The organism is Micromonospora sp. CA-246542, assembly GCF_050942905.1.
In the GTDB taxonomy this organism is placed as follows: domain Bacteria; phylum Actinomycetota; class Actinomycetes; order Mycobacteriales; family Micromonosporaceae; genus Micromonospora.
Genome location: NZ_CP192040.1, coordinates 4,496,524 through 4,522,274 on the forward strand (window position 1 = coordinate 4,496,524; position 25,751 = coordinate 4,522,274).

At 70.4% G+C, this 25,751-nt stretch carries 27 protein-coding genes; 19 read left to right on the plus strand and 8 right to left on the minus strand.

What is annotated here, in order from left to right; genetic code table 11:
- Positions 1-114 precede the first annotated feature (114 nt).
- From ACQP0N_RS20890 to ACQP0N_RS20945, 12 genes are all read left to right on the plus strand, one after another.
- Positions 115-732: a TetR/AcrR family transcriptional regulator gene (locus ACQP0N_RS20890; protein WP_433113308.1), complete on the plus strand. Its 618-nt coding sequence runs from the start codon at positions 115-117 to the stop codon at positions 730-732.
- Positions 729-1,400, plus strand: a complete 672-nt coding sequence (locus ACQP0N_RS20895) for a VC0807 family protein (protein ID WP_433113311.1) — start codon at positions 729-731, stop codon at positions 1,398-1,400. Before ACQP0N_RS20890 ends, ACQP0N_RS20895 begins: the two co-directional genes overlap by 4 nt.
- Positions 1,397-2,611: a nucleotide disphospho-sugar-binding domain-containing protein gene (locus ACQP0N_RS20900; RefSeq protein WP_433113314.1), complete on the plus strand. Its 1,215-nt coding sequence runs from the start codon at positions 1,397-1,399 to the stop codon at positions 2,609-2,611. Before ACQP0N_RS20895 ends, ACQP0N_RS20900 begins: the two co-directional genes overlap by 4 nt.
- A 62-nt stretch (positions 2,612-2,673) precedes the next feature.
- Entirely contained in the window at positions 2,674-3,510 is an 837-nt protein-coding gene (locus ACQP0N_RS20905; protein WP_433113317.1) for a helix-turn-helix domain-containing protein, read from the plus strand.
- A gap of 56 nt (positions 3,511-3,566) precedes the next feature.
- Positions 3,567-4,160, plus strand: coding sequence for a dihydrofolate reductase family protein (locus ACQP0N_RS20910; protein WP_433113320.1), 594 nt, complete (start codon positions 3,567-3,569; stop codon positions 4,158-4,160).
- Entirely contained in the window at positions 4,157-5,077 is a 921-nt protein-coding gene (locus tag ACQP0N_RS20915; protein WP_433113323.1) for an NAD-dependent epimerase/dehydratase family protein, read from the plus strand. Before ACQP0N_RS20910 ends, ACQP0N_RS20915 begins: the two co-directional genes overlap by 4 nt.
- A complete protein-coding gene (locus tag ACQP0N_RS20920; RefSeq protein ID WP_433113326.1) occupies positions 5,074-5,481 on the plus strand; it encodes a PPOX class F420-dependent oxidoreductase in 408 nt (135 codons plus the stop codon). Before ACQP0N_RS20915 ends, ACQP0N_RS20920 begins: the two co-directional genes overlap by 4 nt.
- A 344-nt stretch (positions 5,482-5,825) precedes the next feature.
- A complete protein-coding gene (locus ACQP0N_RS20925) occupies positions 5,826-7,178 on the plus strand; it encodes a ricin-type beta-trefoil lectin domain protein (protein WP_433113329.1) in 1,353 nt (450 codons plus the stop codon).
- A gap of 154 nt (positions 7,179-7,332) precedes the next feature.
- A complete protein-coding gene (locus ACQP0N_RS20930) occupies positions 7,333-7,683 on the plus strand; it encodes a hypothetical protein (RefSeq protein WP_433113332.1) in 351 nt (116 codons plus the stop codon).
- Positions 7,684-7,758: 75 nt separating this feature from the next.
- The gene (locus ACQP0N_RS20935; RefSeq protein ID WP_433113335.1) at positions 7,759-8,361 is read left to right on the plus strand and encodes a copper chaperone PCu(A)C; all 603 of its coding nucleotides are present in this window, start codon (positions 7,759-7,761) and stop codon (positions 8,359-8,361) included.
- Complete coding sequence (locus ACQP0N_RS20940) at positions 8,358-9,590, plus strand: Dyp-type peroxidase (protein ID WP_433113338.1); 1,233 nt, start codon at positions 8,358-8,360, stop codon at positions 9,588-9,590. The genes ACQP0N_RS20935 and ACQP0N_RS20940 overlap by 4 nt, the downstream gene beginning before the upstream one ends.
- Positions 9,587-10,162 carry a copper resistance CopC family protein gene (locus ACQP0N_RS20945; protein ID WP_433113341.1) on the plus strand — a complete coding sequence of 192 codons (576 nt, stop codon included), beginning with the start codon at positions 9,587-9,589 and terminating at the stop codon, positions 10,160-10,162. Before ACQP0N_RS20940 ends, ACQP0N_RS20945 begins: the two co-directional genes overlap by 4 nt.
- Before the next feature lie 25 nt (positions 10,163-10,187).
- On the opposite strand, the gene ACQP0N_RS20950 is transcribed toward ACQP0N_RS20945, so the two are convergent.
- Positions 10,188-10,634 (minus strand): response regulator transcription factor, encoded by a 447-nt coding sequence (locus ACQP0N_RS20950; protein ID WP_433113344.1) that lies wholly within the window; start codon positions 10,632-10,634, stop codon positions 10,188-10,190.
- A gap of 95 nt (positions 10,635-10,729) precedes the next feature.
- Positions 10,730-13,597, minus strand: a complete 2,868-nt coding sequence (locus tag ACQP0N_RS20955; RefSeq protein WP_433121724.1) for a BTAD domain-containing putative transcriptional regulator — start codon at positions 13,595-13,597, stop codon at positions 10,730-10,732.
- A 215-nt stretch (positions 13,598-13,812) separates the two neighbouring features.
- Between ACQP0N_RS20955 and ACQP0N_RS20960 the strand changes: the two genes are divergently transcribed.
- On the plus strand, positions 13,813-14,643 hold the full coding sequence (locus ACQP0N_RS20960; RefSeq protein WP_433113347.1) for an alpha/beta fold hydrolase: 831 nt from the start codon (positions 13,813-13,815) through the stop codon (positions 14,641-14,643).
- 12 nt (positions 14,644-14,655) lie between these two features.
- The gene (locus ACQP0N_RS20965; protein ID WP_433113350.1) at positions 14,656-15,504 is read left to right on the plus strand and encodes an alpha/beta fold hydrolase; all 849 of its coding nucleotides are present in this window, start codon (positions 14,656-14,658) and stop codon (positions 15,502-15,504) included.
- 114 nt (positions 15,505-15,618) lie between these two features.
- Here ACQP0N_RS20965 and ACQP0N_RS20970 read toward each other — a convergent pair whose 3' ends face one another.
- Positions 15,619-16,485 (minus strand): alpha/beta fold hydrolase, encoded by an 867-nt coding sequence (locus ACQP0N_RS20970; protein WP_433113353.1) that lies wholly within the window; start codon positions 16,483-16,485, stop codon positions 15,619-15,621.
- A 374-nt stretch (positions 16,486-16,859) separates the two neighbouring features.
- Between ACQP0N_RS20970 and ACQP0N_RS20975 the strand changes: the two genes are divergently transcribed.
- From ACQP0N_RS20975 to ACQP0N_RS20990, 4 genes are read left to right on the plus strand one after another with little or no spacing between them, the layout of a single operon-like run.
- Positions 16,860-17,249 carry a GntR family transcriptional regulator gene (locus ACQP0N_RS20975; protein WP_355047873.1) on the plus strand — a complete coding sequence of 130 codons (390 nt, stop codon included), beginning with the start codon at positions 16,860-16,862 and terminating at the stop codon, positions 17,247-17,249.
- Positions 17,246-18,127, plus strand: a complete 882-nt coding sequence (locus tag ACQP0N_RS20980) for an ABC transporter ATP-binding protein (protein WP_433113356.1) — start codon at positions 17,246-17,248, stop codon at positions 18,125-18,127. The genes ACQP0N_RS20975 and ACQP0N_RS20980 overlap by 4 nt, the downstream gene beginning before the upstream one ends.
- Positions 18,124-19,140, plus strand: a complete 1,017-nt coding sequence (locus ACQP0N_RS20985) for a hypothetical protein (protein ID WP_357125039.1) — start codon at positions 18,124-18,126, stop codon at positions 19,138-19,140. Before ACQP0N_RS20980 ends, ACQP0N_RS20985 begins: the two co-directional genes overlap by 4 nt.
- Before the next feature lie 32 nt (positions 19,141-19,172).
- Positions 19,173-19,517, plus strand: coding sequence for a cupin domain-containing protein (locus ACQP0N_RS20990; protein WP_355047870.1), 345 nt, complete (start codon positions 19,173-19,175; stop codon positions 19,515-19,517).
- Between the two features lie 108 nt (positions 19,518-19,625).
- Here ACQP0N_RS20990 and ACQP0N_RS20995 read toward each other — a convergent pair whose 3' ends face one another.
- Together ACQP0N_RS20995 and ACQP0N_RS21000 are read right to left on the minus strand one after the other, a co-directional pair.
- Positions 19,626-20,399: a hypothetical protein gene (locus tag ACQP0N_RS20995; RefSeq protein ID WP_433113360.1), complete on the minus strand. Its 774-nt coding sequence runs from the start codon at positions 20,397-20,399 to the stop codon at positions 19,626-19,628.
- A gap of 151 nt (positions 20,400-20,550) precedes the next feature.
- Positions 20,551-22,008: an endo-1,4-beta-xylanase gene (locus ACQP0N_RS21000; protein WP_433113363.1), complete on the minus strand. Its 1,458-nt coding sequence runs from the start codon at positions 22,006-22,008 to the stop codon at positions 20,551-20,553.
- 348 nt (positions 22,009-22,356) lie between these two features.
- Here ACQP0N_RS21000 and ACQP0N_RS21005 point away from each other — a divergent pair, with 348 nt between their 5' ends.
- The gene (locus ACQP0N_RS21005; RefSeq protein ID WP_433113366.1) at positions 22,357-23,652 is read left to right on the plus strand and encodes a PQQ-dependent sugar dehydrogenase; all 1,296 of its coding nucleotides are present in this window, start codon (positions 22,357-22,359) and stop codon (positions 23,650-23,652) included.
- A 112-nt stretch (positions 23,653-23,764) separates the two neighbouring features.
- Here ACQP0N_RS21005 and ACQP0N_RS21010 read toward each other — a convergent pair whose 3' ends face one another.
- From ACQP0N_RS21010 to ACQP0N_RS21020, 3 genes are all read right to left on the minus strand, one after another.
- Positions 23,765-24,550 carry a nucleotidyltransferase domain-containing protein gene (locus ACQP0N_RS21010; protein WP_433113369.1) on the minus strand — a complete coding sequence of 262 codons (786 nt, stop codon included), beginning with the start codon at positions 24,548-24,550 and terminating at the stop codon, positions 23,765-23,767.
- Positions 24,547-25,221, minus strand: a complete 675-nt coding sequence (locus tag ACQP0N_RS21015; protein ID WP_433113372.1) for a nucleotidyltransferase domain-containing protein — start codon at positions 25,219-25,221, stop codon at positions 24,547-24,549. Before ACQP0N_RS21015 ends, ACQP0N_RS21010 begins: the two co-directional genes overlap by 4 nt.
- A gap of 120 nt (positions 25,222-25,341) precedes the next feature.
- Positions 25,342-25,671: a TraR/DksA family transcriptional regulator gene (locus ACQP0N_RS21020; protein ID WP_433113375.1), complete on the minus strand. Its 330-nt coding sequence runs from the start codon at positions 25,669-25,671 to the stop codon at positions 25,342-25,344.
- Between the last annotated feature and the right edge of the window lie 80 nt (positions 25,672-25,751).

Sequence of the window (25,751 nt, forward strand, 5' to 3'; positions counted from 1 at the left end):
ACTGGTCAGAGCCTCCCCGGCGACGTCGCCGGGGAGGCTCTGGCGTTTCCCGCACGCGCTGCGCCGATCCCTACGCCCTTGACGGGAAGCCGACCTTCTGCTGAAGTTTTATCTATGCAGATAACACCGGAGGTCGATCGAAAGACGCAGATTCTGGAGGCGTTCGTCGAGTTGCTGGCCGAACACGGCTACGCCGGGGCGACGTTCGCGCGGATCGTCGAGGCGGCGCGACTCAGCAGCACGCGGCTAATCACGTACCACTACGACACCAAGCAGGAGTTGGTCGCCGCGGCGTTGCGCCACATCGTCGACCGGGCGCAACAGGTCATGGTCCCGGCGATCGAGGCTGAGTCGACGGCACGCGGCAAGCTCGCCGCGTACCTACGCTCGAACTTCCGCTTCCTGGGCGAACGACCGGCGTACGCCCGCGCGGCCGTCGAGATCGTCCGCAACCTGCCCCGGGACACGGCGGATGCGGATGTTCGCGAGGACGTACCGGTGATGCTGCTGGCGCACCTGTTCGTCGCCGGCCAGGAGTCCGGGGAACTGCGCACGTTCGACCCGGTGGTGATGGCGGTGACGGTCCGTGCCGCCGTCGACGCCGCCGTCGAGCGGTTCGCCAGCGGTGGAGGGTTGGACCTGGCCGCCTACGCGGAGGAGTTGTGCGCGCTCTTCGACCGAGCGATCGCCGCCGAGCCGGCCACGAGGGATCGTGGGGAGGTGCTTCGGTGAGGCCGGTCAGGAACGACACCCAGCCGACGCCGACTGCCGCCGGGCGTCCGGGACAGGACGCGCGCCGCGCTCTGGTCGGACGAATCCTCGTCGACGTGGTCCTGCCCCTGCTGGTCTACTACGCGCTTCGCGCCCTGGGCGCCGACGTGCTGGCCGCCACCCTCGCCGCCGGGGCGGTCCCCGCGGCCAACGCCGCCCTGGTCGCCGCCCGCAGCCGGCGGATCGACGTCGCGGGCCTCGTCGTCGTCAGCCTCTTCCTGGCGGGCGGCGCGCTGAGCGTGGTCACCGGGGACGCGCGGTTGCTGTACGTCAAGGACGGCTGGCTCACCGGTCTGCTCGGCGCGTGGGTGCTGCTGTCGCTGGCCATGAAGCGTCCGTTCATGCTCCACCTCGGCACGGCCATCGCCACGGCGAAGGTCGGTGATGCTGGCGCTGCGGCGTGGCAGCGGCGCTGGACCGACGATCCCGTCTTCCGGCGCCGACTGCGCCTGGTGAGTGTGGTGGTCGGCGTCGTGCTGATGCTGGACGCCGTGGTCCGCGTCGCCATCGCGTCAGTGATCGACCTGGACGCGGTCGCGACGGTCACCAACGTGCAGTACGTCGTCATGCTCGCCGGCCTGCTGTCCTGGTTCTTCTGGTACACCGCCCGGCACGGGCTGCGCGCATGAGCACGAAGGCCGGTGCGCACGTCGCCGTCCTCGCCGTCGGTGCCACTGGTCACCTGTTGCCCGTCCTCGACGTCATCGAGGAGTTGCGGGCCCGCGGGCACCGGGTCACCTGTCTCGCCCCGGACGTCGCGGCACCCGCCGCGCGACGTGCCGGCGCGGACGTCGTCACGTACGAGTCCACGCTTGTCACGCGCCCGTCGTCGGCGGTGCCGCCGACCGATTTCGCGGTGTGGCTCCCGTTCGTGCTCGTGGCGGAAGCAGCCGCCGTCGTCCCCCAGATCATCACCGTCCTGCGCGGCGACGTCCCCGACGTCCTGCTCTACGATCGGGCCGCGCATCCGGCCGGCCGTGCGCTGGCGCAGTTGCTGAATCGGCCGGCGGTGGCGATGTTTCCGTCCTTCGCGCAGGGGCCGGCGTGGTCGTTGGCTGCCGCCACCGGGCAGACGAGCGTCCTCGACCCCGCACATCCCGCCTTCACCCCTTTGCAGGACCAGCTCGACCAGTTCTCCGCGCGCTGGGGACTGGAGCGCGGCACCGTACGCGACCTGGCCGAGGCACGCGAGCTGCGATCGATCGCGTTCCTTCCACGGTGGTTTCAGTGGAACGGAGACGAATTCGGCTCGGACCACCACTTCGTCGGGCCGTGCCTGCGCTCGCGGCTCGGCACCGGCCCGGCAGCGTACGAGCGCCTCGTGTACGTGAGCGCGGGCACCGCGGCGGCCGAGCCCGAGGCGCTACGGCCACTGATCCGAGCGGCGGCCGCCGCGGCGCCCAACCGCCGGGTGCTCGTGTCCACCGGCGGGCTCCCGATCGCCGCTCTCGGGACGCTGCCCGACCGGGTCGAAGCCCACGAGCACGTCGACCAGCTTGCCGCGTTGGCGCAGGCCGACCTGTTCGTCACGCACGCCGGGATGGGCAGCGTCATGGAGTCCCTCTGGTTCGGCGTTCCGATGGTGTGCGCGCCGCGTACCAGCGAACAGCACGTCGTCGCGGCACGGGTCGAGGCTCTCGGTCTCGGGGTGAACCTGTCGAACGGTGCTGGTCCGAGCAGCGACATCGCGACCGGCATCCGCGACCTCACATACGATCCGACGATCCGCGAGCGTCTGCGTACCGCATCCGCGACGGTGCGGGCGGCGGGCGGGCGTCGAGCGGCAGCGGACGCGGTGCAGGGGGCCATCGCCTCCGACGGGAATCAGGCCAGCGCGTGACCGGAGACGGCTCCTACGTTGAGCTTGCTCCGCTGCCAGGGCTGGTCGACCACCTTCGGACCGTGTGGGTGCAGACCACCGGGACGACGCCCTACCTGCAGCGGCACCTGCCCACCGGTGGCGCGGAGCTGCACTGGCCGCTCGGCGGAGAGCCGCGCCTGCTCGGCCCGTTGACCGGACCCCGGGTCGAGGTGATCCCCGCGTCGACGACCCTGCTGGGCGTCCGATTCCAGCCGGGGGCACCCGTTCCGATACCTGGTGGCGTCGGGGACCTGCTGGACCGGCAGGTCGCGCTGGACGACCTCGGTCACCGGTGGGTGGACCGGCTCGGCGAGGCCATCGCCACCGCCGTCACACCTCGGGCGGGGCTGCTCGTCTTGCAGGAATTCCTGCTGCGCCGCACGTGGACCGCCGGCAGGGATCCCCTCGTTCGCGCGGCGGTGCGCATGCTCATGCCCTGGGCGCCGCGCGAGGTCGGCGTCGTCGCCGACCACCTCGGACTGTCGGTCAGCCAGTTCCGTCGCCGCTGCGTGTGGGCGGTGGGAACGGGTCCGAAGTCGTTGCAGCGGACGCTGCGGTTCCAGGGTTTCCTGGCGTTGGCGCAGTCGGGCACCACGGCGGCCGGACGGCGCGGGGCCGACGGGATGGTGGGACTCGCCGTCGATGCGGGGTACGCGGATCAGGCCCACCTGAGTCGGGAGGTACGGCGTCTCAGCGGACTGACGCCGACCGGACTGCTCGGCGCAGAGGTCGGCCGGTGCTCGTGCGGGCACGACCACACCGCGTCGTACGCGCCGTTCCTCGCGGCCCGATCGCCCGAGAGAGTGCATGTCGGTGGACACGCAGACCACGTGACGGTGCGCGATTCGTTCAAGACCGGCAAGCGCGTCGCTCGATAACGTCCCCCGTGGCAGGCCGGCACCTACCTGGTCCCGCGACGAGTGAGAGGCAATACATGAGCAAGGTCCTCGCAGCCCTGTCGGTCTCGGTCGACGGATACATCACCGGCCGGGACCCGGGACCCCGACGAGGCCTCGGCGACGGCGGCATGCTGTTCGACTGGTATTTCGACGGCGACACACCGAGCGCGGTGTTCGACGGTTTCCGGCTGAGCGCTCCCAGCGCTCGCGTCTTCGACACGGCCGCGGCCCGGGTGGGAGCGAGCCTGGCCGGGCGCAACACCTACGACGACTCCGGCTGGGACAGCGGCGGCACCCCTCACCCCGACGCGCCGCTCGTGGTGCTCAGCCACCGATCGCTGCCCGCCGAGCATCCCCGCCAGACTCTGGTGACCAGTGGCATCGAGGAGGCCGTCGACACGGCCCGCCGCCTGGCCGGCGACATGGACGTGGCCCTCATGGGGGGCGGAGTGACCACCGCCGCGCTGGCCGCGGGTCTGGTCGACGAGCTGATCCTGCACCAGCGGCCGGTGCTGCTGGGCGCCGGCCGGCCGTACTTCCAGACCCTGTCCGCACCCGTCGAACTCCGCCTGATCGAGGCCGTCGCCGCGCCGGGCGTGACCCACCTGCACTACGAGGTGGTCCGGTGATCCTCGTGACGGGCGGCCTCGGCATGATCGGCGCCCAGACCGCGCGCGCCCTGACCGACCTCGGGCAGACCGTCGTCGCGACCGCCCACCGGCGAACCGAGCGCCCGTCGTTCCTGCCCCACGACGTCATCGTCGAACAACTCGACGTCACCGACGCCGCCGCGGTGTCCGCCCTCGGCGACCGGTACCGGATCACCGACATCATCCACCTGGCCGGGAGCATCCCCGGCGAGGATCGAGTGGCGTACTTCCGGGCCGACACCGCCGGGCTGCTCACCATGCTCGACGCCGCACTCAGCTGGCGCGTGCGCCGTTTCGCCGTCGCCGGCAGTCTCGGCTCCTACCTGGGCAGCAGTGAGATCACCTGGCACGAAGGCCTGCCCCTACCTGCGGTGGCCGCGCCGCACCCGATCATCGCCTTCAAGAAGGCTGTCGAACCGCTCACCACGAATGCGCTGCGGGACACCGGGATTCAGGCGCTCGTGCTCCGCATCGGCAGCACCTGGGGACCGCTCATGGACCCGGCCACTCCCTTCAACGCGGTCCCGCCCTACCTCAGCTCCGTGCTACGCGGGGAACGCCCCAGCGCCCTGCACGCCCACGACGGGGGCGACTTCTGCTACGCCCCTGACGCCGGACGCGCGATCGCCCTGCTCGTCACGGCCGACGCCCTCGGCCACGACGTCTACAACATCTCAAGCGGACAGCCCTTCACCAACGGGCAGCTGATCGACGCCGTGCGCGCGGCCATTCCGGACGCGCAGCTCGACGTGCTCGACGGTCGCAGTGGCGGACCGGGGCGCGATCCCCACCTCGACATCTCCCGCCTCACCACCGACACCGGCTTCGCGCCGGCGTTCGACCTCACGGCCGCCGTCGCCGACTACGTCACGTGGCGTGCCTACCACGCCCGATGACCACCACCGGAAGGACCACCGTGCTGCGTCCCGACGTCCGCCGCGTGCTGGACGGATCACCGATCGCCCACCTCGCCACCGTCCTGCCGGACGGCGCACCACACGCCACCCCCGTGTACGTCGGAACCCACGGCGAACACGTCGTCATATTCACCGGGCCCGGCAAGCGCAAAGCGCGCAACCTGCGCCGCGACCCGCGCCTGGCGTTGTCCATCGCGCCGGCCGACGATCCGTTCACTCCGATCGTCGTACGCGGCCGGGTGGTCAACTGGCTCGACGGCGACGCCGCGTGGTCGATCGTCGACCGCATCGTCGCCAAGTACACCGACGGGACGTACCCGCGCGACGAGGAACGCGTCGTCGCCGTCATCGAACCCGAGTACCAGAGCATCGGCATCCGCTGACGCGACGCCCGTCCCCGCACGTTGGTAGCGGTCGCCGAGTCTCGGTCGTCGCCGCCCATGACATTGACACCCCTGATTGCGTGATCTAGCGTCGAGTCGAATCGGTTCGACCTCGGATCTGGTGCTCCGGCATCTTCCGACGGTCGGTCGCGTGGTGTTCGGGCGAACGTTGTGGGCCACCGACGATTCGACGACCATCGGTGTCTCGCACGGGCCGCAGGACCGGTGGCGTTGAGCCGGCCCTTGTCACGGCACACCCCGCGCCGCGCATGGATCCCGTGCCCAGCAGCCGGGGTGTCGCACGGCAGACGGATGTTCATCCACCCGAACAAGGAGATCCAGCTGTGCCACTTCGCAGACTGTCCGCCCCCTGGATCGGGGCAGCCATGGCGGTCCTGGTTCTGATCGCCATCGGAGCCTACGTCGTCACGACTGTCACTCCGGCAGCCGCGGCCAGCACCGCCGGTTGCGGTAAGGCGCCGGGGTTGACCAGCGGCACCCACACCATCCAGAGCGGCGGGAAGAGCCGGAGCTTCATCCTTCGGCTACCCGACAGCTACAACAACACCTACGCCCACCGGCTGGCCTTCGGCTTCCACTGGTTGGGCGGCACTGCCAGCCAGGTCGCGTCGGGCGGAACCGACGGCGCGCCGTGGGCCTACTACGGCATGCTCTCCCAGGCGAACAACACCACGATCTTCGTCGCCCCGCAGGGCCTCAACAACGGCTGGGGCAACGCCAACGGCGAGGACGTCACCTTCACCGACGACATGGTCCGCGTGATCGAGAACGCCCTCTGCGTCGACACGACGCAACTCTTCTCCGTCGGGTTCAGCTACGGCGGAGCGATGAGCTACTCGCTGGCGTGTTCCCGGCCGACGGTGTTCCGCGCGGTCGCGGCCATCGCGGCCCCGGGACCGATCAGCGGATGCAGCGGCGGCACCCAGCCCGTGGCGTACCTGGGGATCCACGGCATCAACGACAACATCGCGAACGGGCGGGCACTACGCGACCGGTTCGTCCGGAACAACGGATGCGCCGCGCAGAACCCACCCGAGCCCGCGGCCGGCAGCCGGACCCACATCACCACCGCCTACTCCTGCCAGCCCGGATATCCGGTGCTCTGGGCCGCGTTCGACGGCGGCCACCAGCAGGGCCCGGTGGACGGGTGCGCGGGCTGTGAGAGCGGCGCGCGGAGCTGGGTCAAGCAGGAGGTGTGGAACTTCTTCGCGCAGTTCGGGGGCGGCGCGCCGCCCACCACTCCCCCGCCGTCGACGCCCCCGCCGTCGACCCCGCCGCCCAGCCAGCAGAGCGTGCTGATCGTGGGCAGCCAGTCGGGCCGATGCGTCGACATTCCCAACTCGAGCACGACCAACGGCGCCCGCGCACAGCTGTACGACTGCCACGGTGGCGCCAACCAGCGTTGGACCCGGACCGCCAACCGCACCCTGACCGTCTACGGCAACAAGTGCCTGGACGCCAGCGGAGGCGGCAGCAGCAACGGCACCGCGGTCATCATCTGGGACTGCAACGGTCAGTCGAACCAGCAGTGGAACGTCAACTCCAACGGCACCATCACCTCCGCGCAGTCGGGGCTCTGCCTCGACGCCGTCAGCTCCGGCACGGCCAACGGGACGCAGCTGCACCTCTGGGCCTGCCACGGCGGCGCCAACCAGCAGTGGAGCACGCGTACCTAGGGCATCACCCACCACCTTTCGGAGACGCGCCGCCTCGGATTCTGTCCCGGGCGGCGCGTGTCGTTCGGGGTCCGATCGCGCGGCCGAACGAAGGGCCGCCGGATGCTCGTACACCGGGTTCCGCGCTTGTGACGCCCGTTGCAGAATGCGCTGCATGGCGGACACCGACCCACGACGGCGCTGGCGCGAGCAGCGGCGGGCGGAGCTGCACCGACGGTTCCATCCGGATCTCGCCCAGGGTGACCTCGAGGGATTCGCGTTGGTGCGCCCGGACGGCACGCTGACGGCCGAGGTCGTCCACGTGCAATGGCTGGACGACCACCCGGCCGGGCCCGACACCCACGTCACGGTCTCCTTCGCGGACGGGACCAACGTGCGGTTCACCTTCGACCTTCCGGTGGTGAAGGTCCGAACGGCCGACCTGCGGACGACAAGCCGGGACGACGTAGGTGAGGCAGCGCCGCCCGGGTGGGGAGCGGACGCCGGACGCTGGGACGTCGGCTGACCCGAACGCGCACCCGGAACTTTCCTGCTGCGGCGACCGACCAACGAGCAGCAGCAACCATCGGAGGACGAATCCATGCGCACCACCAGCCCTTTCGGCTCACATCGACACTCGGCCGTCGCTCTCGCCGTCGCCGCCGCGCTCCTGGCGACCGGTGCCACCGGATGCGGATCGTCCGACTCCTCATCGGCCGCGCCGCCGAGCCCGTCGATGTCCGCCAACGCCCCCGCAGGCGTGGTCACGGTCCGTGACCCGTGGGTGAAGGCGGCCGACAAGGGCATGACGGCGGCCTTCGGGACCCTCGTCAACGACGGGGACACCGAAGTCACGCTGACCGGCGTCGCGACCTCCGCCTCCCCCATGGAACTGCACGAGATGACCATGAAGGACGGCAAGATGGTCATGCAGCAGAAGCAGGGCGGCATCGTCATCAAGGCCAAGGGCAGCCATGCGTTGGAACCCGGCGGCGACCACCTGATGCTCATGAACCTCGCCCGACCCGTCCGGGCTGGGGATCAACTGACCGTCACCCTCACCTTCGCGGACGGCAGGACCCAGGAGTTCACCGCCGTGGCCAAGCCCTTCACCGGCGCTCAGGAGAGCTACGCGCCGGGGCACGGCGAGCCCATGCCGGGCATGAGCGCCACGCCGGAGATGAGCATGAGCCCGGCATCGTGACCGGCACGTCGCCGGTCCGCCCGGTGAGCAGGCGCGGTCTGCTCACCGGTGGGACACTGGCCGCCGGAGGAGCACTCACGGGGGCCGCCGCCTTCGCCACGACCCGTACCGGACGAGGTGGGCGGCAGGCGGCCGACGCGACGCCGGTGGCGAGCGTCGGAAGCCTGGTCGAGCCCTTCTACGGGCCCCGACAGGCCGGGGTGGCGACCGAACCGCAGGCCCACGCGTCGTTCGTGGCCCTCACCCTGCAAGCCGGCGTCGACCGGGCCGCGTTGGGCCGGATGCTGCGGCTGCTCACCGACGACGCGGCCCGACTCACCCAGGGGCAACCGGCCCTGGCCGACACCGAGGCCGAACTCGGACTCCTTCCCGCCCGCCTCACCGTGACGTTCGGCTTCGGACCGGGCCTCTACCGCGCCGCAGGTGTCGACGACCGGCGACCGGCCTCGGTCACCGACCTGCCCGCGTTCCGCGTCGACCGGCTCCAACCGGCCTGGTCCGGCGGCGACCTGCTCCTCCAGCTCTGCGCCGACGACGCGATCACGGTCGCGCACGCCCAGCGGGTGCTGCTCAAGGACAGCCGGCCGTTCGCCACCGTCCGATGGGTCCAGCAGGGCTTTCGCCGTAGTCCGGGAGTCGAGCCGAGCGGCCACACCCAACGCAACCTCTTCGGCCAACTCGACGGCACCGCCAACCCCCGCCCCGGCACGCCGATGGACTCGGCGGTCTTCGTACCCGACGGCCCGGCTTGGCTGCGCGACAGCACCACCCTCGTCGTCCGACGCATCAGCATGAACCTGGAGACCTGGGACCTGCTGGGCCGCGCCGACCGCGAACTCGCCGTCGGTCGACGCCTCGACACCGGCGCCCCGCTCACCGGCAGCGCCGAACACGACGAACCCGACTTCGCGGCGACCGGCCCCGACGGGCTCACCGTCATCCCCGACTTCTCCCATGTGACCCGCGCGCACGTCACGGACGACCGGCTCAAGATCCTGCGCAGGCCCTACAACTACGACGGCCTCCCCAACGCCGACGGCCACGCCGACGCCGGGCTGATCTTCACCTCGTACCAGGCCGACATCGCCCGGCAGTTCCTGCCGATCCAACGCCGGCTGGCGGACCGGGACCTGCTCAACGAATGGACCACGCCGATCGGATCCGCCGTCTTCGCCGTCCCCCCGGGCTGCCCGCCGGGCGGCTGGATCGGCGAGCAGGTGCTGGGATGAGCCGCGTCGACCGGAGTCCTGCCATCACCGCAGCGCGATCGGGGCCCATCGCCGTACGGCTCGTCGCGGCGGTGCTCGCCGTCGTCGTGGCAACGCTCGTCCCGGCCACCCCGGCATGGGCGCACAACACCCTGCGGTCGGCGGCACCGGTGCAGGAGTCGACCCTGTCCAGCGCGCCCACCGAGATCGTGCTCGAATTCGGCCAGCGGCTCGACCCCGCGTTCGCCACCATCGTGCTGACCGACGCCGCCCGGCGGAAGGTCCCCACCGGCGACGCGGTGGTCAGCGGGGCGAAGGGATCGATCCAGGTCACCGAGGCGCTGCCCAACGGGACGTACACCGTCGCCTACCGGGTCGTCTCCACCGACGGGCACCCGGCGCAGGGTTCGTACCCGTTCACGGTCGCCGACCCCGACTCCAGCGCCGCGCCGATCGTCAGCGCGGTGACCGACGCCGCGTCCGCGCAGGACGAGCGCGGACCCGACGCCGCCGTCCTCGGGGCCGGGGCGGCGCTCGCCGTCCTCGTCGTGGTGGGCGCCGGGCTGCTGTGGCGACGGAGGAGGCATCGCTGATTCGGACCGCTCCCACCTGCTCGCGTCAGAGACGAGGGCGATCGGCCAGTTCTCGGCGTGAGGTGATGTCGAGCTTCCGGAAGATCTTGCGGAGGTGATAGTCCACCGTGCTCGGGCTGATGAACAGTTGTGCCGCCACCTCCCGGTTGGACGCGCCGTCCGAGACCCGTCGTGCGATGTCGCGCTCCTGAGTGGTCAGGCGACGGCTCTGGGCGAAGCGATCGGTCGTGCGGCGGTGGCTCAGCCGGTTGCGCAGTTCGCGGCGGGACGCGACGTTCAGCCGGTGGAACACTCCGCGCAGATGGTGTTTGACGGTGTGGGGGCTGATGACCAGGTGTCTCGCGATCTCGATGTTGGTGGACCCGGCCGCCACCAGCAGGGCGATCTGTGCCTGTCGGGGGGTCAGTGCCGGTCGGGGGGCCAGTGCCGCATCTGGAAGAACGCGGGCAGATTCGGCTACGGGGCAGTGCATCGTGCTCCTCGGGCGCGGGGTTCGGGGTCTCGACGACCATCCGAACGCACCGCTGTGCGCGACGAGTGCAGACTGAGTGCTCGCGCCCTACCCGCTCACGACGCGTCGCTCATCAGACTCAGCCGGGCCCGGACGTACGCGACCATGGTTCGGTACGTCTCGGCGTCCTCGATGCCGGCGAACTCGATGAGTTCCCGGAAGCCGTTGTCGGCGATCAGGCCCTCGAACCGCTGGCAGCCCTGTTCCGCGCGGGCCCGGTCGTCGAGGTCGAACGCGGCACGCGCGAGGATCGCCGCGACGGCGCAGCGGGGGCCGTTCGACTCACTGACGCCTTCGGCCAATCCCCACTCCGAGATCGTCACCGCCCGCTCAAGCTGGCCGAGTTTCCAGGACGATTCGGCGAGGAGCTGCGCGTAGCGGACGTTCAGGTGATCGAGGTGCTGCACCATCGCGATGGCCAACCCCTCGTCCGCGATCCGTAGGCCCTCGTCGAACCGACCCGAACCGAGGCGCGCTCGCGCGAGTGTCAGCAGCGAGACGGCGAGCAGTTCCTGACGCTCCGTCCGCCGGGCGAGAGCCACCGAGCGTTCGCCGTACGCGTTTGCGGCGTCGTGGTCGCCACGCGACGACGAGAGCACGGCCAGGTTTCGCAGGACGTCGGCCTGACCGGCGAGGTCTCCGGCGCCTTCGAAGATGGCCAGGGCTCGACGGAGGTATTCGTCGGCCGGTGGCAGCGGGGCGAAGACCTCACCGACGGTACGAAGAAGCTCGGCCTCCATCAGCGGCTCGCCGAGTGCACCGGCCAGTTCGAGGATCGCGAGTACGGTCGGTGTCCGGCCGGCGGGGATGGAGTTGCTGCCCGGCGCCGAGGCCGCGAGGACCATTGCCGCCGCGTCGCTCGCCAGACCGTGCGCGAGGGCCAGATCGATCGTCGCCCACAGCGCTGGCCGTTCGCGGGCGTACCAGGCGGCAGCCTGGGACACGCTGTCGAACGACTCGGGCGTCACGTCCGGTGGCGTCCCGGTGGCGGCGCCGACCGGCTGCCGGTGGTGCCTCGCGTAGGCGGCCCGGGCCGAGTGCAGGTAGTGCATGACGAGACGTCGCTCGTACTCTCCTCGCTCCCGATCCTCGTCGAGAAGCTCACCCGCGTAGGCCCGCAGCAGGTCGTGCAGGAAATACCGCCCGGACTGCGCCTCGTCGAGCAGGTTCGCGGTCACCAGTTCAGTGAGCAGCGTGCGGGCCCTGGCCCGACTGACCCCGGCGACGCTCGCCATCGACTCCAGCGAGACGCCCGGACCCGGATGGACGGCGAGAGCACGGAACACCTGCGCTGCCGATGGATCGAGAGCGCGGTACGACCACGAGAACACCGACCGGACGTCGTCTGACGGGTCCGCGCTGGACAACGCGTCGAGTCTGGCTGACGGGGCCGACACGGCGTTGACGACAGCGCTCATGGGCAGGGTCGGGTTGAGCGCCACGCGGGCGGCGACGATCGCCAGTGCGAGCGGCAGCCCGGCACAGAGGCTGATGACCTTGTCGAGCGAAGCCGGGTCCATGGTGGCGCGGCGGGTGCCGAGACGATTGATCAGAAGCTGCCGGGACTCGGCCCCGGTCAGCCGGTCGACCTGCAGGTAACGTGCCCCCTCCCGGGTGACCAGGCTCGTCATCCGGTGGCGGCTGGTCACGATGACCAGACAGCCTCGGGAGGCCGGCAGCAGGGGACGGACCTGATCGGAGTCGCGGGCGTTGTCGAGGAGGATCAGAACGCGACGACCGGCGAGGCTACTGCGATAACGAGCGGCCTGAGCGTCGACGTTCTCCTGCGGTGACGAGACCGCCGGCTCGCCCAGTGACGCGAGCAGCGTGGCGAGCGCCTCCTGCGATGACATGACCCGTCCGTCCGGGTCCAGGCCCCGCAGGTCGAGGAACAACTGGCCATCGGGAAACTCGTTGGCGATCTGGTGGGCCCAGTGCACGGCGAGGGCGGTCTTGCCGATGCCACCCATGCCGCCGAGCACGGTGATCACGATCGTCGCGTCGCTGAACGCGTCGGAGAGCAGGGCGTCGAGCACTGCGGCCAGGTCGTTCCGTCGGACGAAGCCCGCCACCGGCGGCGGCAGCTGCGCGGGTCGGGGAGCCTCCAGCGGACGCAGCTCGTCCGGCGAGCCCCCGCCGCTGGCGAGCAGTTCCCGATACGCCTCCCGCAGTTCGGGCCCCGCATCCACCCCCAGTTCGTCGGCGAGACGTTGACGGGTCCGCTCGAAGACCTGCACCGCCTCCGCCCGGTGGCCGGTGGCCACGTACGCGCGCATCAGGCACGCCTGCAGCGCCTCGTCCAGCGGCGCCGCGGCGGCCACGCTCACCAGCGGGGTCAGCGCGGCGTCGGCCATGCCATGGGCCATCGCGGCGTCGCTGGCCGCGAGCGCCACCGCGACGCGCTCCCGTTCGAGGGCCACGAACTCCGGCGAACGCAACGCCCCGGTCGGAAGGTCGGTGAACGCGGGGCTGCGGCCGAGTTCCAGGGCGGTCAGGTAAGCCCGCACGCCGGATACGGCATCCCCGTTCGCCAGCGCCTCGCGGGCCCGCCGGACCAGCTCGCGATACATGGCCAGATCGGATGCCTCGGTCGCGAGGATCAGCCGGTAGCCCGTACCGGCCGGTAGGAGGTAACGACCGGTCTCGCGGACGTCCAGGTCCGGTTCCAGAATCCGGCGGAGGTTCCCGACGTGCCGGTGGATCTGGTTGGCGGCGCTGGCCGGAGGTCGGTCGTCCCAGACGCTGTCGACGATGCTGTCGAGGCTGACCGCGTCACCGCCGGCCGCGAGGAGCTTGGCGAGGACGACCCGCTGGCGGACCGGGCCGAGATCGACGTCCGAGCCATCCCGCCGGCAGCCCATACCGCCGAAGACCTTGAACTCGCAGTGGGACGGCGGCCCGTCCGAGAGCCTGCGGTCGGGCATGGTCACGATTGTCATCCTAGAGACGAAAGGGTGGCGGCTTCGCTTTTCGGCCCAAGCCTGCGACCCCTCCCGGGCCCGCCGCATCGCCCATCGCTCGTTGTCTTTTGGGCGGCCGACGACGCCGGAGACTACGTGATTCGGGTGATTCCGGAACGCCGCCACATCCGTACCTTCGGCAGGGTTCCCAGCGCGGAACGCAAGCCCAAGGAGTGTGCATGCCCCATGTCAGCGTTGGCTCAGAGGGAGCCGACTCGATCGACATCCATTACGAGGACCACGGCGCCGGCACGCCGGTCGTGCTCAGCCACGGCTACCCGCTCAGCGGGCAGGCCTGGGAGAAGCAGGTCGCCGCACTGCTCGCCGCCGGGTACCGCGTCATCACGTACGACCGGCGCGGTTGGGGCGACTCCAGCCAGCCCGCCGGTGGATACGACTACGACACGTTCGCCAGCGACCTGAACGTGCTCCTCACGACACTGGACGTCCGCGACGCCATTCTCGTGGGTCACTCGATGGGGACCGGTGACGTCGCGCGGTACCTGGGTCGCTACGGCGCCGAACGCGTCGCGAAGGCCGTGCTGATGTCGCCGATTCCGCCGTTCCTTCTGAAGACGGACGACAATCCCGAGGGCGCGCCGCAGGCGTTGTTCGATGGGTTCATCGAGGCCGCGCGGGCGGACCGGAACGGGTGGCTCAAGCAGTTCCTGCAGAACTTCTACAACTTCGACGTGTACGGCGGATCACTGGTCAGCGACGAGGCGTTCCAGGCCAGTCTGGCCGTGGCCGAGGCCGGGTCCCCGGTCGCCGCGGTGGCGTGTATCCCCACCTGGCTCACCGACTTCCGCGACGACCTGGCCAAGGTCGCCGTGCCGGTACTCGTGATCCAGGGCGACCAGGACCGCGTGCTGCCCATCGGGGTGACCGGCCAGCGGGTCCCCGCCTTCGTCGGGGATGCCCGGTTGCTCGTCATCGAGGGCGGGCCGCACGCCATTGCCTGGACCCACGCCGACCAGGTCAACGCCGCCCTGCTCGATTTCGTTCAGTAGTAAGGAGAAACCATGAAATTGTCATTCCGGCGCCGCCTCGTCGCCGTAGGCGTGGCCATCGGCGCCCTCACCCTGACCGGTGTCGGTGTCGGCACCGCGCAGGCCTCGGCGACTCACGTCACGCAGTCGCGCCCCGCAGCGGCCAAGCCGACGGTCGTGCTCGTGCACGGCGCGTGGGCGGACGGGTCGAGCTGGGACAAGGTGACCACCAAGCTCCAGCGCGACGGCTACCGGGTGGTCGTACCGCCGAATCCGCTCACGGGTGTGGCGAGCGACGCCGCGAGCCTCCGCGCGTACCTGGACACCATCACCGGGCCGATCGTCCTCGTCGGGCACTCGTACGGCGGCATGGTGATCACGAACGCCGCCCTGGGCAACGAGCGGGTCAAGGCCCTGGTGTACGTCGACGCGTACATCCCGGACCAGCACGACACCGTCTTTTCGCTGACCTCGGCCGTGCCGGGCTCGGTCTTCGGGGGCGACACGTCCGCCGTCTTCGACCAGGTCGCGATCCCCGGTGAGCCCGGCAACGTCAACCTGTACGTGAAGCCGTCGGTCTTCGGTACGGCGTTCGCCGGCAAGAGCATTCCCGCCAAGGACGTGGCGGTGCTGGCCGCCCGGCAGCGTCCGCTGGCCTTCAGCGCTCTGGTCGAGGAGTCCGGCGAGCCGGCGTGGAAGACGATCCCCTCGTGGTCGGTGATCGGCAAGCAGGACGCCGTCCTCCCCGCCGCCGAGCAGGTCTTCATGTCCGAGCGGGCCAAGGCGCACAGCATCCAGATCAACGCCCCCCACCTGTCCATGGTCACCGACCCGGGTGCGGTCACCAACCAGATCGAGGCGGCCGCCAAGGCGACCAACTGACCCGCCGGCCGGCCGTGGCACCGCACCGCGCGATGCCACGGCCGGTCGGGAAGTGGCCGCGTGGGCCGGTCCGGCCCACGCGGCCACTGCTGCTGCCGATGTCACGAGACCTCGTCAGGCGGTCGTCCGGGCCGCCTCCAGAATGACCCTGGTGACCTGGTCGGGATGCGAGATCAGGCCCAGGTGACCGGCGTCGATCCGGGTGATGTCGGCCCCCGCCCGCTTCATCATCTCCTCCTGGCGGGCCGGCGGAATGACCAGATCCTCGGTGCCGACCACCGCCCAGGCCGGGATCGTCTTCCACGCCGGCTCCGTGGCCGGCTCGCCCAGGGCGTTGGTGGCCAGGGCGGTCTGGGTCACGGCGAGCACCTCCGCCTGCCGCCGGGGCAGACCGTTGGCGAAGCCCTTGATGAACACCTTCGGCAGGACGTACGCGTCGGCCGCGCCCTCCGGGGCACCGGGGAACGGCACGAGCCGGAAGACGCTCGTGGGGTCGGTCAGGGCCGGCTCGAGGATCGAGCCGGACCCCGCGGTGAGTTCCTCCACGGTCTCCCCCTTGTCCGGCGCGAAGGCGTCCACGAACACGAGGGCCTTGACGTTCCTGTTGCCGGTGGCGGCATCGCTGATCACGAAGCCACCGTACGAGTGGCCGGCGAGCACGATGGGACCTTCGATGGTGGACAGGAAGTCCTTCAGGTAGCCGCTGTCGACCGACGGCCCTCGGCCGGGTTGCGGCGCGACCTGGACGTCGAAACCGCGCGCCTGGAGTCTGCGGATCTCCCCATTCCAGCTTGAGCCGTCGGCCCAGGCACCGTGCACGAGGACGATCGTCGGTCTGGTGCGGTGCCCCTCGTCGGGGGTTGGTTGCACGCCGCCGTCCGCGAACACGCTTGGGGTGCTCGATCCGAGCACCGTCACCAGAGTTGCGGCGGCGAGCGCTGCGGCGATGACCTTCGGCCGACGTAGCGAGATTCTGAGCATGTCTGTTCTCCCTCGTTGGTCAGTGGATGCCGAACGCGGGCAGATGTGCGTGGCTGCCGACGCGACCCAGCCGAGGCCGCAACCCGTCGGGAGCACCGCCGAGCGGCACGTGACTGATGACGGCCCGCCTCGACCGCTGCGGCATGCTGCATGATCGCCCGACCTCACCGTACTCACAGTGAGGCGGATTCCTGGGCAAAACAGGAGAGTCGCTCAGATTTAGCAATCAAGACGGAGACGGCATCAAAAGGGCAGCCTTTCCCACCCCTCGGGTGGTCGGTCGAGATTCCACGGCGCGAGATTCGGGCCTTCGGTAGCGAAGGGACCGTCCATAGCCCTATTCTGCTAGGCAACTAGTGGAATGGGGTGGCGAGGTGATCGAGTTTCACCTGGACTCGCGGTCCGGGGTTGCGCCGTACATGCAGCTCATCCGACAGGTGCGGCACGCGCTCCGGCTCGGGGTCCTGAACGAGGGCGACAAGTTGCCCACCGTCAAGGAGGTGGTGGCCCGGGTCGCGATCAACCCGAACACGGTGTCCAAGGCGTACCGCGAGTTGGAGTACGAGGGCCTGGTCGTGGCCCGACCCGGGCTGGGCACGTTCGTCACCCGCACGCTGGGCGCCGACTCGCTGGACAAGCACGAGCCGCTGCGGCAGGACCTGACGCGCTGGCTGAACGAGGCCCGGGATGCGGGCCTGGACGACGAGAGCATCGAGGCGCTCTTCCTCAGCAGCTTTCGGGTCTTTTCGGAGGCCCGAGCATGACTAGTGCGCTGATCGCGGAAGGTCTGAGCAAGCGGTACGGCCGGCGTTTCGCGTTGAAGGACTGCACTCTGGACATTCCGTCCGGTCACGTCGTGGGTCTGGTCGGACCCAACGGCGCAGGCAAGTCCACTCTGCTGCAACTGGCCTGTGGGTTGCTTGGTCCGACCACGGGCCGGATCGAGGTGCTCGGTACGCGGCCGGTCAGCGGGTCGGCGCAGGTCGGGTTCGTCGCCCAGGACACCCCGGTCTATGCCAACCTGTCCGTCGCGGATCACCTCCGGATGGGCGCCCATCTCAACCCGTCCTGGGACGGTGGGCTCGCCGGGCGGCGGATCGCCCAGATCGGCCTGGACCCGGCGCAGAAGGCGGGCAAACTGTCCGGCGGCCAGCGCGCCCAGTTGGCCCTGACCATCGCCGCGGCGAAGCGGCCCCGTCTGCTGCTGCTCGACGAGCCGGTGGCGGCACTCGATCCGCTCGCCCGGCGCACTTTCCTGCGGGGGTTGATGGAGTTGGCCGCCGACGAGGACATGAGCATCGTGATGTCCTCGCATCTGGTCGCCGACCTGGAGCGGGTCTGCGACCACCTGATCGTGCTGGTCGCCTCGCGGGTCCAGGTGGCGGGCGACGTGGACGACCTGCTCGCCACCCACCACCGCCTGGTCGGGCAACGGCGTGCGACCACCGACCTGGGCGCGGGGCACGCCTTGATCGAGCAGAGCCACACCGAGGCGCAGTCGACCCTGGTGGTACGCAGCACCGCGCCGATCGTTGATCCGTCGTGGCAGGTCGATCGGCTGGACCTGGAGGACATCGTGCTGGCGTACCTGAGCGGAGCCACCGGCAGCCGGCCCGATCGGGTCCTGGAGGGACAGCGATGATCTGGATGACGTGGCGGCAGTTCCGGACGCCGGCCCTGGCCACCGGCACCCTGTTGCTGGTGCTCCTGGGCACTCTGGCGCTGACCTGGGCGGAGGTGCGAGAGCTGGCCACGCAGACCGGGTACACCGGCTGCCAGGGTGACGGCTGCCTGGCCGCCGGCGAAGCCTTCCTCCGGGCGCTACAACCGGGATGGGCGAGCGAGTTCCACATCGCCGCCATCGGGGCGCTCTACCTGCTACCCGCCCTGGTGGGCATCTTCTGGGGCGCGCCGCTGGTGGCCCGGGAGCTGGAGTCCGGCACGTACCGCATGGTGTTCAGCCAGTCCGTCAGCCGGGGTCGCTGGTTGCTGGTCAAGCTTGCGGTCGGCGGTGGCGCCGCCGCTCTCGGAGCCGGCCTGCTCAGCCTGACGCTGACCGAGTGGGCGCAGCCGATCGACGGGGCCTCGGCCGACCGGATGAATCCGCTGGTGTTCGCGGCCCGGGGAATCGTGCCGATCGGCTACGCGACGCTGGCCTTCGTGATCGGTGTCGCCGCCGGGCTGCTGCTACGGCGAACCCTCGGCGCGATGGCGGTGACCCTGCTGCTGGTGGTCGGCCTCCAGGTCGCCGCGCCGTTCGTGGTACGCCCCTGGCTGGCTCAGCCGGTCACCACGGTCAGCCCTCTGGAGGTGGACGGTGAGTACGGAATCTCGATGAGCCCCGACACGGGGCGGATGACGCTCCACGTCGAGCCCGATCGCAGGGGCGACTGGATCGTGTCGAGCACCACGATCACCTCGACCGGGGCGGAGTTCAGTGGTCCGGCCGACACGACCCAGTGCGGCCCGAAGGCCCCCCACGACCGCGAGACGTGCCCGAGGTGGCTGGAGAGACAGAACCTCAGCCTGAGGGTGAGCTACGTGCCCGGGTCGAAGTTCTGGAACCTGCAATGGCGGGAGTTCGGCCTCCTGATCGCGTTGACCGTCGCGCTGTCCCTGCTGTCGCTCTGGTGGGTGCGTCGCCGACTGGTGTGACGGCGCGGCGAGGCGTCCCTTAGGTTTCGGCAATGCAGATCATCGAAGGGGCGGGCCGGTGGACCACAGCCGGCGGAGCCGTCAACGACTGGGTCGAACACCTGAGGGTTCCGGACCTGTCGGTGGGAACGTACTGCATCCCGGCGGGCGGTCTCGACGATCAGAGCCCGCACACCGAGGACGAGATCTATGTGGTCACCGCCGGGCGGGCCCGGATCGTGACCCCGGACGGCGCGGCCGAGGTGGCCCCGGGTTCGGTGATCTTCGTGCCGGCCGGCGAGGAGCACCATTTCGACGAGGTGACCGAGGACCTGGCGCTGCTGGTGGTGTTCGGTCCGGCGTACGGCTCGCGCGCTCCAGATCGGCGAGCCGACTAGTTCAGCCGGGGTGCGGCAGCAGAGCCGCACCCCGGCCGGGACGTCGATCGCGACTGTCATCACGACCACCGGCGTCGAGAGCCCCCGCGCACCTGCGGGGGCGTCAGCTCAGCAGCCGAGCCGCTTGGTCGACAGGGCGATGTCGTCGATCCAGAGGTCGAACTCACCCGGCGTCGTGCCGCCCTGGTAGAGCTGCCAGCCGATCTTCACCGTGTCGACGGTCGGCAGCACGAAGGGAACGTCGTTACCGCCGTGGTCGTTCGTGGAGGCGGTCAGCTCCGGGTTCGCCAAGCCGTCGATCCACACGGCGACGCGGTTGTCCGCCGCGTCGATCTGCCATTCGAAACACTGCCAGGTGTCCTCGACGACTGGGGCGGACTCCCGCCAGTTGGTCCAGTCGCCGGTGGGACCGCCGTCGGCGCCGATGCCCCAGAACGTTCCGGGCACGGTGGGCGCGTACTGGCCACCGACCGGACGCACGACCTCCGCGCTACCGCTACCGGTCGCCTCGACCAGCGTGAAGTGCGCCCAGTCCGGGGCGGTGGGGAAGGCGTCGACGCGCAGGCGCATCCGGCCGTAGAAGCGGTTGCCCGGCGCGGCGAAGTCGTCGACGCGCAGGAAGGCACGTCCGTTGTCGACCGTGTGGACGTGCAGCACCTGGTTGCCCCGGCGAGCACGTTCGACGGTGAGCGTGCCGTGGCGGGTGTCGACGCCCCAGTTCACCGTGCTGGCCCCGCCGGTCGGCAGTCGCTCGAAGTCCTCACAGAAGAGCAGGCCACGGGGGCACGAGGGCCGGGACGCACCCGATGCCCCGGCCGGAGCGCTGCCGACTGTGGTGCCGAGGATCAGGGCGGCGCTGAACACCGCGAGAAGTCTGCGCATGGTCGTTCTCCCTATCGACGAGGTGCGGTACGCGAGGACTGTCACTTCGGTCGCGTACCGGTCCGACCACGACGGCGCCCGGGCCCGGAGCGGGTGGCTCCGGGCCCGGTCAGCGTCCCGACGCGGAGGGACCGGTACGCGTCGTGGGTCATCAACTGGCGCAGGAGAGACCGCTGGGTGCGGTGTTGCTGCTGCCGTTGACCAGGAAACCGAAGGTGGTCGAGGCGTTCGCGCCGAGAGACCCGTTGTAGTCGGCGTTACGGACGCTGACCGTTCCGCTGGTGCCGGTGTTGATGCCATTCCAGACATTGGCGATGCTCTGCCCGCCGGCCAGCGTCAGCCGTACGGTCCAGCCGCTGAGGGTGGCGGAGCCGTTGTTGGCCACCGTGACCTCGCCCTGGAAGCCACCGTTCCAGCTGTTGACCATCCGGTACGTCGCGCTACAGGCACCCGGCGGCGGCGTGGTCGGCGGAGCAGTCGTCGGCGGAGCAGTCGTCGGCGGAGCAGTGGTCGGCGGAGCGGTCGTCGGCGGAGCGGTCGTCGGCGGCGTGCCCGGCACGGTGGTGGAGGCGGCGTTGAGCGCGTTGAGGACGGCGGTGTACGCCGCCTTGGGGTTGCTGTTGCGGTCGAAGAGCAGCGGGTTCTCGCTGCCGCGCCACGAGTCGCTGTCCCGGATGCCCCACGTCGTGATGCCGACGCAACGGGGGACGTTCATGCAGGCCTGGGTGAGGCCCTGGTACTGGCTGGTCGAGGCGTTGGTGACGTCGGCCTCGGTCAACGCCACGTCGACCCCGAGGGCGGCGAAGCTGGACAGGGTCTGCTGGAAGTTGCCGGGCAGCGAACTGCCGCCGGTGAAGTGGGTCTGCAGGCCCACGCAGTCGACCGGCACGCCCCGGGACTTGAAGTCCCTGATCATGTTGTAGACGCCCTGCGTCTTGGCGTACGTCCAGTTCTCGATGTTGTAGTCGTTGTAGCACAGCTTCACGCTCGGGTCGGCGGCGCGTGCGGTCCGGAACGCGACCTCGATCCAGTCGTTCCCGGTGGACTGCAGGTTCGACGACCGCCGACTGCCGTTCTCGGCGAACGCCTCGTTCACCACGTCCCAGTACGCGAACTTGCCCTTGTAGTGGGCCATGACCCCGTTGATGTGGCTGATCATCGCGTTCCGCAGGGCGCTGCCGCTCAGGCTCCCCCAGAACCTCGGCTGCTGGGCGTGCCACGCCAGGGTGTGACCACGGAACCGCATGCCGCGCTGGGTGGCCCAGTTGTAGATCGCGTCACCGCGATCGAAGTTGAACTGGCCCGGGTTGGGCTCGGTCGCGTCGGGCTTCATCTCGTTGACGGCCGTCATCATGTCGAACTCACGGCTCGCGATGGTCAGGAAGCCCGAGTCGTTGAGACGGTCCGCCCCCATGGCGGCGCCGAAGTACCGGCCGCTGCGCTCGGCGGCGGCCTTCAGGGTGGTCCCGGGCGATCCGGGGAGGTCGGCGCGGGCGAAGGTCGCCACGGCCATTGAGGACACGGTGATCGCCAGGGCGCAGGCACCACCCAGGAGCAGCCTCGTGGCGCCTCTGGTCCGGTGCTTCGGTCGAGCGGGTACGTCGTTCATCTGTGCACTTCTCCTCGGTGTTTCGGCTGGTCCGTTGCCGACTCGAGGCACGGGACCGAGGAGGACCGCACGGCCGACGACCGGAGCACCGCGCTCGCCACTGGACCAGCACGCCGCAGGTGACGCCGAGCCGGCGTCAACCCCGCCGCGCCCGAAATCGGTGGCCACCGCCGGCTGCCCGGCCCGCCCGGTGGATGGCGAAAAACTCCGCGCCGCACGCCCCTGCGGAGTAACACTGCCCTGCCGCGATGCTATATCGAATCGGCTCGATCTGGACAGCCGGCGACCGACGACGGTGGCGCGCAGGACAGACGACCAGCGGGTTTGGCATCGACCTAGGTCGATGTAGTGTGGAAACGCTCCCACACCACCTCCACCCACCTGATCGAGGAGCCGAACATGCAGCGACGGCGACATCGTCCGGCCACCATGCTGGCCGGCCTGCTCATCCTGGCCCTGTCCGTGCTTCTGTCACCACCCGCGTCGGTGGCCGGCAGCGCGGCCACCGGCGCGTCCCATGCCCGCGCGACGCCACTCACCGAGCTGACCGTGGTGTCCGAGCGGGTGGCGTTCGGACTGCAGCGCCCGATCGCGATCACCGGCCTGCCGGACGGTCGAATGCTGATCGCGGAGAAGAACGGCACCGTCCGCGCGTACCACCCCGCCACCGGCCTGGCGGCCGATCCGGTGCTCGACCTGACCGCCCGGATCGACACGTCGGACAACGAGCGCGGCCTTCTCGGCATCACGCCGGCACCGAACTTCGCGCGCACCGGGATCCTCTACGTGGCCTACACGAGCCTGCCGGCCGGCGCGCTGACCCTGGCGCGGGTGCCGCTCGGCGCTCCCGACCGGCTACAGGTGCTGCTCACCCAGGAGCACGCCGAGTTCGGCAACCACAACGGCGGACAGGTGGCCTTCGGCCGCGACGGCTACCTGTACTGGTCCACCGGCGACGGCGGAAACGCGAACGACCCGTTCAAGAGCGGCCAGAACCTCGGCACCCTGCTCGGCAAGATCGTACGGATCGACGTCAACCGCAGCTGCGGGGGCAAGCCCTACTGCGTACCCGTGGACAACCCCTTCGTCCGCACGGCGGGCGCGCGGCCGGAGATCTGGGTCTACGGGCTGCGTAACCCGTGGAAGTTCTCCATCGACCCGGTCGACAACTCGCTCTGGATCGGCGACGTCGGCCAGGGCCTGATCGAGGAGATCAACCACATCCGCCCGTCGCAGCGTGGCGCGAACCTCGGCTGGTCCTGCAAGGAGGGCACGCCGGTCTTCGACCAGACGCAGTGCCGGCCGGGCGTACGGCTCACCGACCCGGTCGTCGAGTACGAGCACTACCTGACGGAGAACTGCTCCATCATCGGCGGCCTGGTGTACCGGGGGTCCGTCACCCCGGAGGCACGGGGGACCTACATCGCGAGCGACTACTGCTCGACCCGAGCGTTCGCCGTGCGTCCCAACCCGACGGGTGGCTACGAGTCCGCCGAGATCGGCACCTTCCCCACCCAGCCGACGGCGTTCGGCGCGGACGTGAACGGCGAACTGTACGTGCTCAGCGACCTCCCGGGCTGGCTGAGCAAGGTGCGGTTCGAGCGGGTCCAGCCCACCCCGACCGCCGGGGTGGCCAACCGCTGAGCCTCGGCGGAAACCGGCACCGGTGACACCGCGGTGGACTGCCACGCACCCGTGGCGGTCCACCGCGGCACGGGGAGAACCGCGTCGTCGGTCCTGGTTGGCCGCCGCCGGCTCACGGGCCGGGGAGGACGACGCGTTCCCGGCCGGGGAGCCCGTGCAGTCGGGTACGCACCACCAGGTCGTGCAGGGCCTCCACGGCCGCCGGGTCCGCGCGCTCGGGCAGCATCGAGGCCTCCCGGGCCGTCTCCAGTTCGGCGCGCAGTCGCGGCACGTCGACGGCGAGCCGCGCGGCGGCGTCCGCGGGGAGCGGGCCGTGCTCGGCCTCCCGTTTGGCGGCGATGAGATCCGGTACGTACGCCAGTTCCGTGCCGAGCACCCCGAGGTCCGTCTCCACCCGGCCGGTGCGCATGAGGTGGATCCCGGTGAGCAGGACCCGCAGCGTGTACAACGCCGGCTTGAGCTGCCCGGTCCTGGCGTACAACCTCTCCTGGGTGGCCGCGAACCCGAGATAGTGGTGCGCGTGGTGACGGGTGACCAGGCGCGGCGCCAGAGCGACGAGCTCGGCGTGCACCGCCGTGGTCACGACCACCAGCGGCGACAGCAGTTGCTCCAGAACATAGCCGTTGCGGCCGGTCAACAGCTTGGCGAACTTCAACAGATCGTGGCTGACCACGTCCAACTCGACACCGTCGCGCACGCCCATCTGCTGCAGCGTCTGCGGGCCGGTACGCAACCCGACGACCTCCTCGGACGCGAGCAGGTGCACGGCCCGCAGATCCAGATCGGAGTCGACCGACGCGAATCCGTACAGATGCGCACCGCTGACGGTGGCGAACACCAGCGGACGGGGCAGAGCGCGGGCTGTGTCGGCGGCCCACGGCGGCACCTCGATGGTCACGACAGGTTTCCTTCCCGTACCGCGGTGAGAAGCCGGTCCACCTCGACCCGGTCGGGCTGATCGGGCAGCGCGGTACTGGCCGCCGCTTCGCCGAGCTCCCGAAACAGGTCCGCCGCCCAGGCGTCGATCTCCTCCCACGGCACCTCGCCGCGCCGCACCGCGAGCAGCCGGTCGCGCAGGTGCCGAACGTCGACCAGCACCTCCCCGGTACGCAGCACGTGGACGCCGGCGACCAGCAGACGGATCATGTGCATGGCCTGCTTGTGGTTCGTCTCGCCGGTGCGCTCGCGGCGGGCCGCCACCCGGTTGAGTTGATCCCGCGCGTAGTTGCCGTAGGTCTCGGCCACCCGCCTCGACAGGAACGCCTGCCGGACCGCCAGCAGGCGTTTCCCGTCGTCGGTGATCCGCTCCACCAGCGGGGACCAGAGCACCTCCAGAACCGTCGGGTTGCCCTGTAGGGCCAGGACGCAGAAGCGTTCGAACTCCCAGGAGAACTGCTCCGCAGCCGGACCGTCGAGGTGGGTGGGCGGCTTGTCGAGGTGCCAGAACGCCCGCGTGGGCGCCACGTACACCCCACGCCGGTCGCGGTCGGAACCCGGGCCGTGTAGCCCGTACGCCCGCGACCCGACCACGACGGCCAGAACCGTGTGCCGCTCGACAAACTCGATCATGCCCTGGGACGCTACCCAACCACCGACCCGCACGCGCCACCGTTTCCCGGCGGACCGGTCCGAGGGCCGTCCCGACCAGCGGCTGCCGTGCCCGCCTCGGCACGGCAGCCACGCCACCCGTCAGCCGTTCTGCTTCGCCTGGCAGGACACGCAGAACTGGGCGTGCGGAAGGATTTCGAGCCGCTCGGCCGGGATGTTCTGGCGGCACTTCGCGCAGGTCCCGTAGGTGCCGGCGTTGATGCGGCTCAGCGCACCGGTGATCTGCTCGATGTTGCGCCGGGTGGCCACCAGCAGCGCGGCCCGGTTGTGGGCCTCGCTCGGGTCGCCGGTGTCCGCGTTGAGCTCGGTCAGTTCCCGCAGCCGAGCCGTCTGCGTGGCGAAGTCTTCCGCCAGCGAGGCTCGCAGATCAGCCAGCCAACGCTGGTCGACAGCTCGTTGATCGACGCTCATGGTCCTACCTCTGCCTTCGAAGGGTAAAAAGAAAAGGGCCGAAGCTGGATAGCTTCGCCCTGGCGGTCGTTCCGTGATGC

What these genes read in the sequence shown, in the direction of transcription:
- ACQP0N_RS20890 (WP_433113308.1), top strand. Translation starts at nt 115, where the DNA reads ATGCAGATAACACCGGAGGTCGATCGAAAGACGCAGATTCTGGAGGCG.
- ACQP0N_RS20900 (WP_433113314.1), top strand. Translation starts at nt 1,397, where the DNA reads ATGAGCACGAAGGCCGGTGCGCACGTCGCCGTCCTCGCCGTCGGTGCC.
- ACQP0N_RS20910 (WP_433113320.1), top strand. Translation starts at nt 3,567, where the DNA reads ATGAGCAAGGTCCTCGCAGCCCTGTCGGTCTCGGTCGACGGATACATC.
- ACQP0N_RS20920 (WP_433113326.1), top strand. Translation starts at nt 5,074, where the DNA reads ATGACCACCACCGGAAGGACCACCGTGCTGCGTCCCGACGTCCGCCGC.
- ACQP0N_RS20930 (WP_433113332.1), top strand. Translation starts at nt 7,333, where the DNA reads ATGGCGGACACCGACCCACGACGGCGCTGGCGCGAGCAGCGGCGGGCG.
- ACQP0N_RS20935 (WP_433113335.1), top strand. Translation starts at nt 7,759, where the DNA reads ATGCGCACCACCAGCCCTTTCGGCTCACATCGACACTCGGCCGTCGCT.
- ACQP0N_RS20945 (WP_433113341.1), top strand. Translation starts at nt 9,587, where the DNA reads ATGAGCCGCGTCGACCGGAGTCCTGCCATCACCGCAGCGCGATCGGGG.
- ACQP0N_RS20950 (WP_433113344.1), bottom strand. Translation starts at nt 10,634, where the DNA reads ATGCACTGCCCCGTAGCCGAATCTGCCCGCGTTCTTCCAGATGCGGCA.
- ACQP0N_RS20955 (WP_433121724.1), bottom strand. Translation starts at nt 13,597, where the DNA reads ATGCCCGACCGCAGGCTCTCGGACGGGCCGCCGTCCCACTGCGAGTTC.
- ACQP0N_RS20960 (WP_433113347.1), top strand. Translation starts at nt 13,813, where the DNA reads ATGCCCCATGTCAGCGTTGGCTCAGAGGGAGCCGACTCGATCGACATC.
- ACQP0N_RS20965 (WP_433113350.1), top strand. Translation starts at nt 14,656, where the DNA reads ATGAAATTGTCATTCCGGCGCCGCCTCGTCGCCGTAGGCGTGGCCATC.
- ACQP0N_RS20970 (WP_433113353.1), bottom strand. Translation starts at nt 16,485, where the DNA reads ATGCTCAGAATCTCGCTACGTCGGCCGAAGGTCATCGCCGCAGCGCTC.
- ACQP0N_RS20980 (WP_433113356.1), top strand. Translation starts at nt 17,246, where the DNA reads ATGACTAGTGCGCTGATCGCGGAAGGTCTGAGCAAGCGGTACGGCCGG.
- ACQP0N_RS20985 (WP_357125039.1), top strand. Translation starts at nt 18,124, where the DNA reads ATGATCTGGATGACGTGGCGGCAGTTCCGGACGCCGGCCCTGGCCACC.
- ACQP0N_RS20990 (WP_355047870.1), top strand. Translation starts at nt 19,173, where the DNA reads ATGCAGATCATCGAAGGGGCGGGCCGGTGGACCACAGCCGGCGGAGCC.
- ACQP0N_RS20995 (WP_433113360.1), bottom strand. Translation starts at nt 20,399, where the DNA reads ATGCGCAGACTTCTCGCGGTGTTCAGCGCCGCCCTGATCCTCGGCACC.
- ACQP0N_RS21000 (WP_433113363.1), bottom strand. Translation starts at nt 22,008, where the DNA reads ATGAACGACGTACCCGCTCGACCGAAGCACCGGACCAGAGGCGCCACG.
- ACQP0N_RS21015 (WP_433113372.1), bottom strand. Translation starts at nt 25,221, where the DNA reads ATGATCGAGTTTGTCGAGCGGCACACGGTTCTGGCCGTCGTGGTCGGG.
- ACQP0N_RS21020 (WP_433113375.1), bottom strand. Translation starts at nt 25,671, where the DNA reads ATGAGCGTCGATCAACGAGCTGTCGACCAGCGTTGGCTGGCTGATCTG.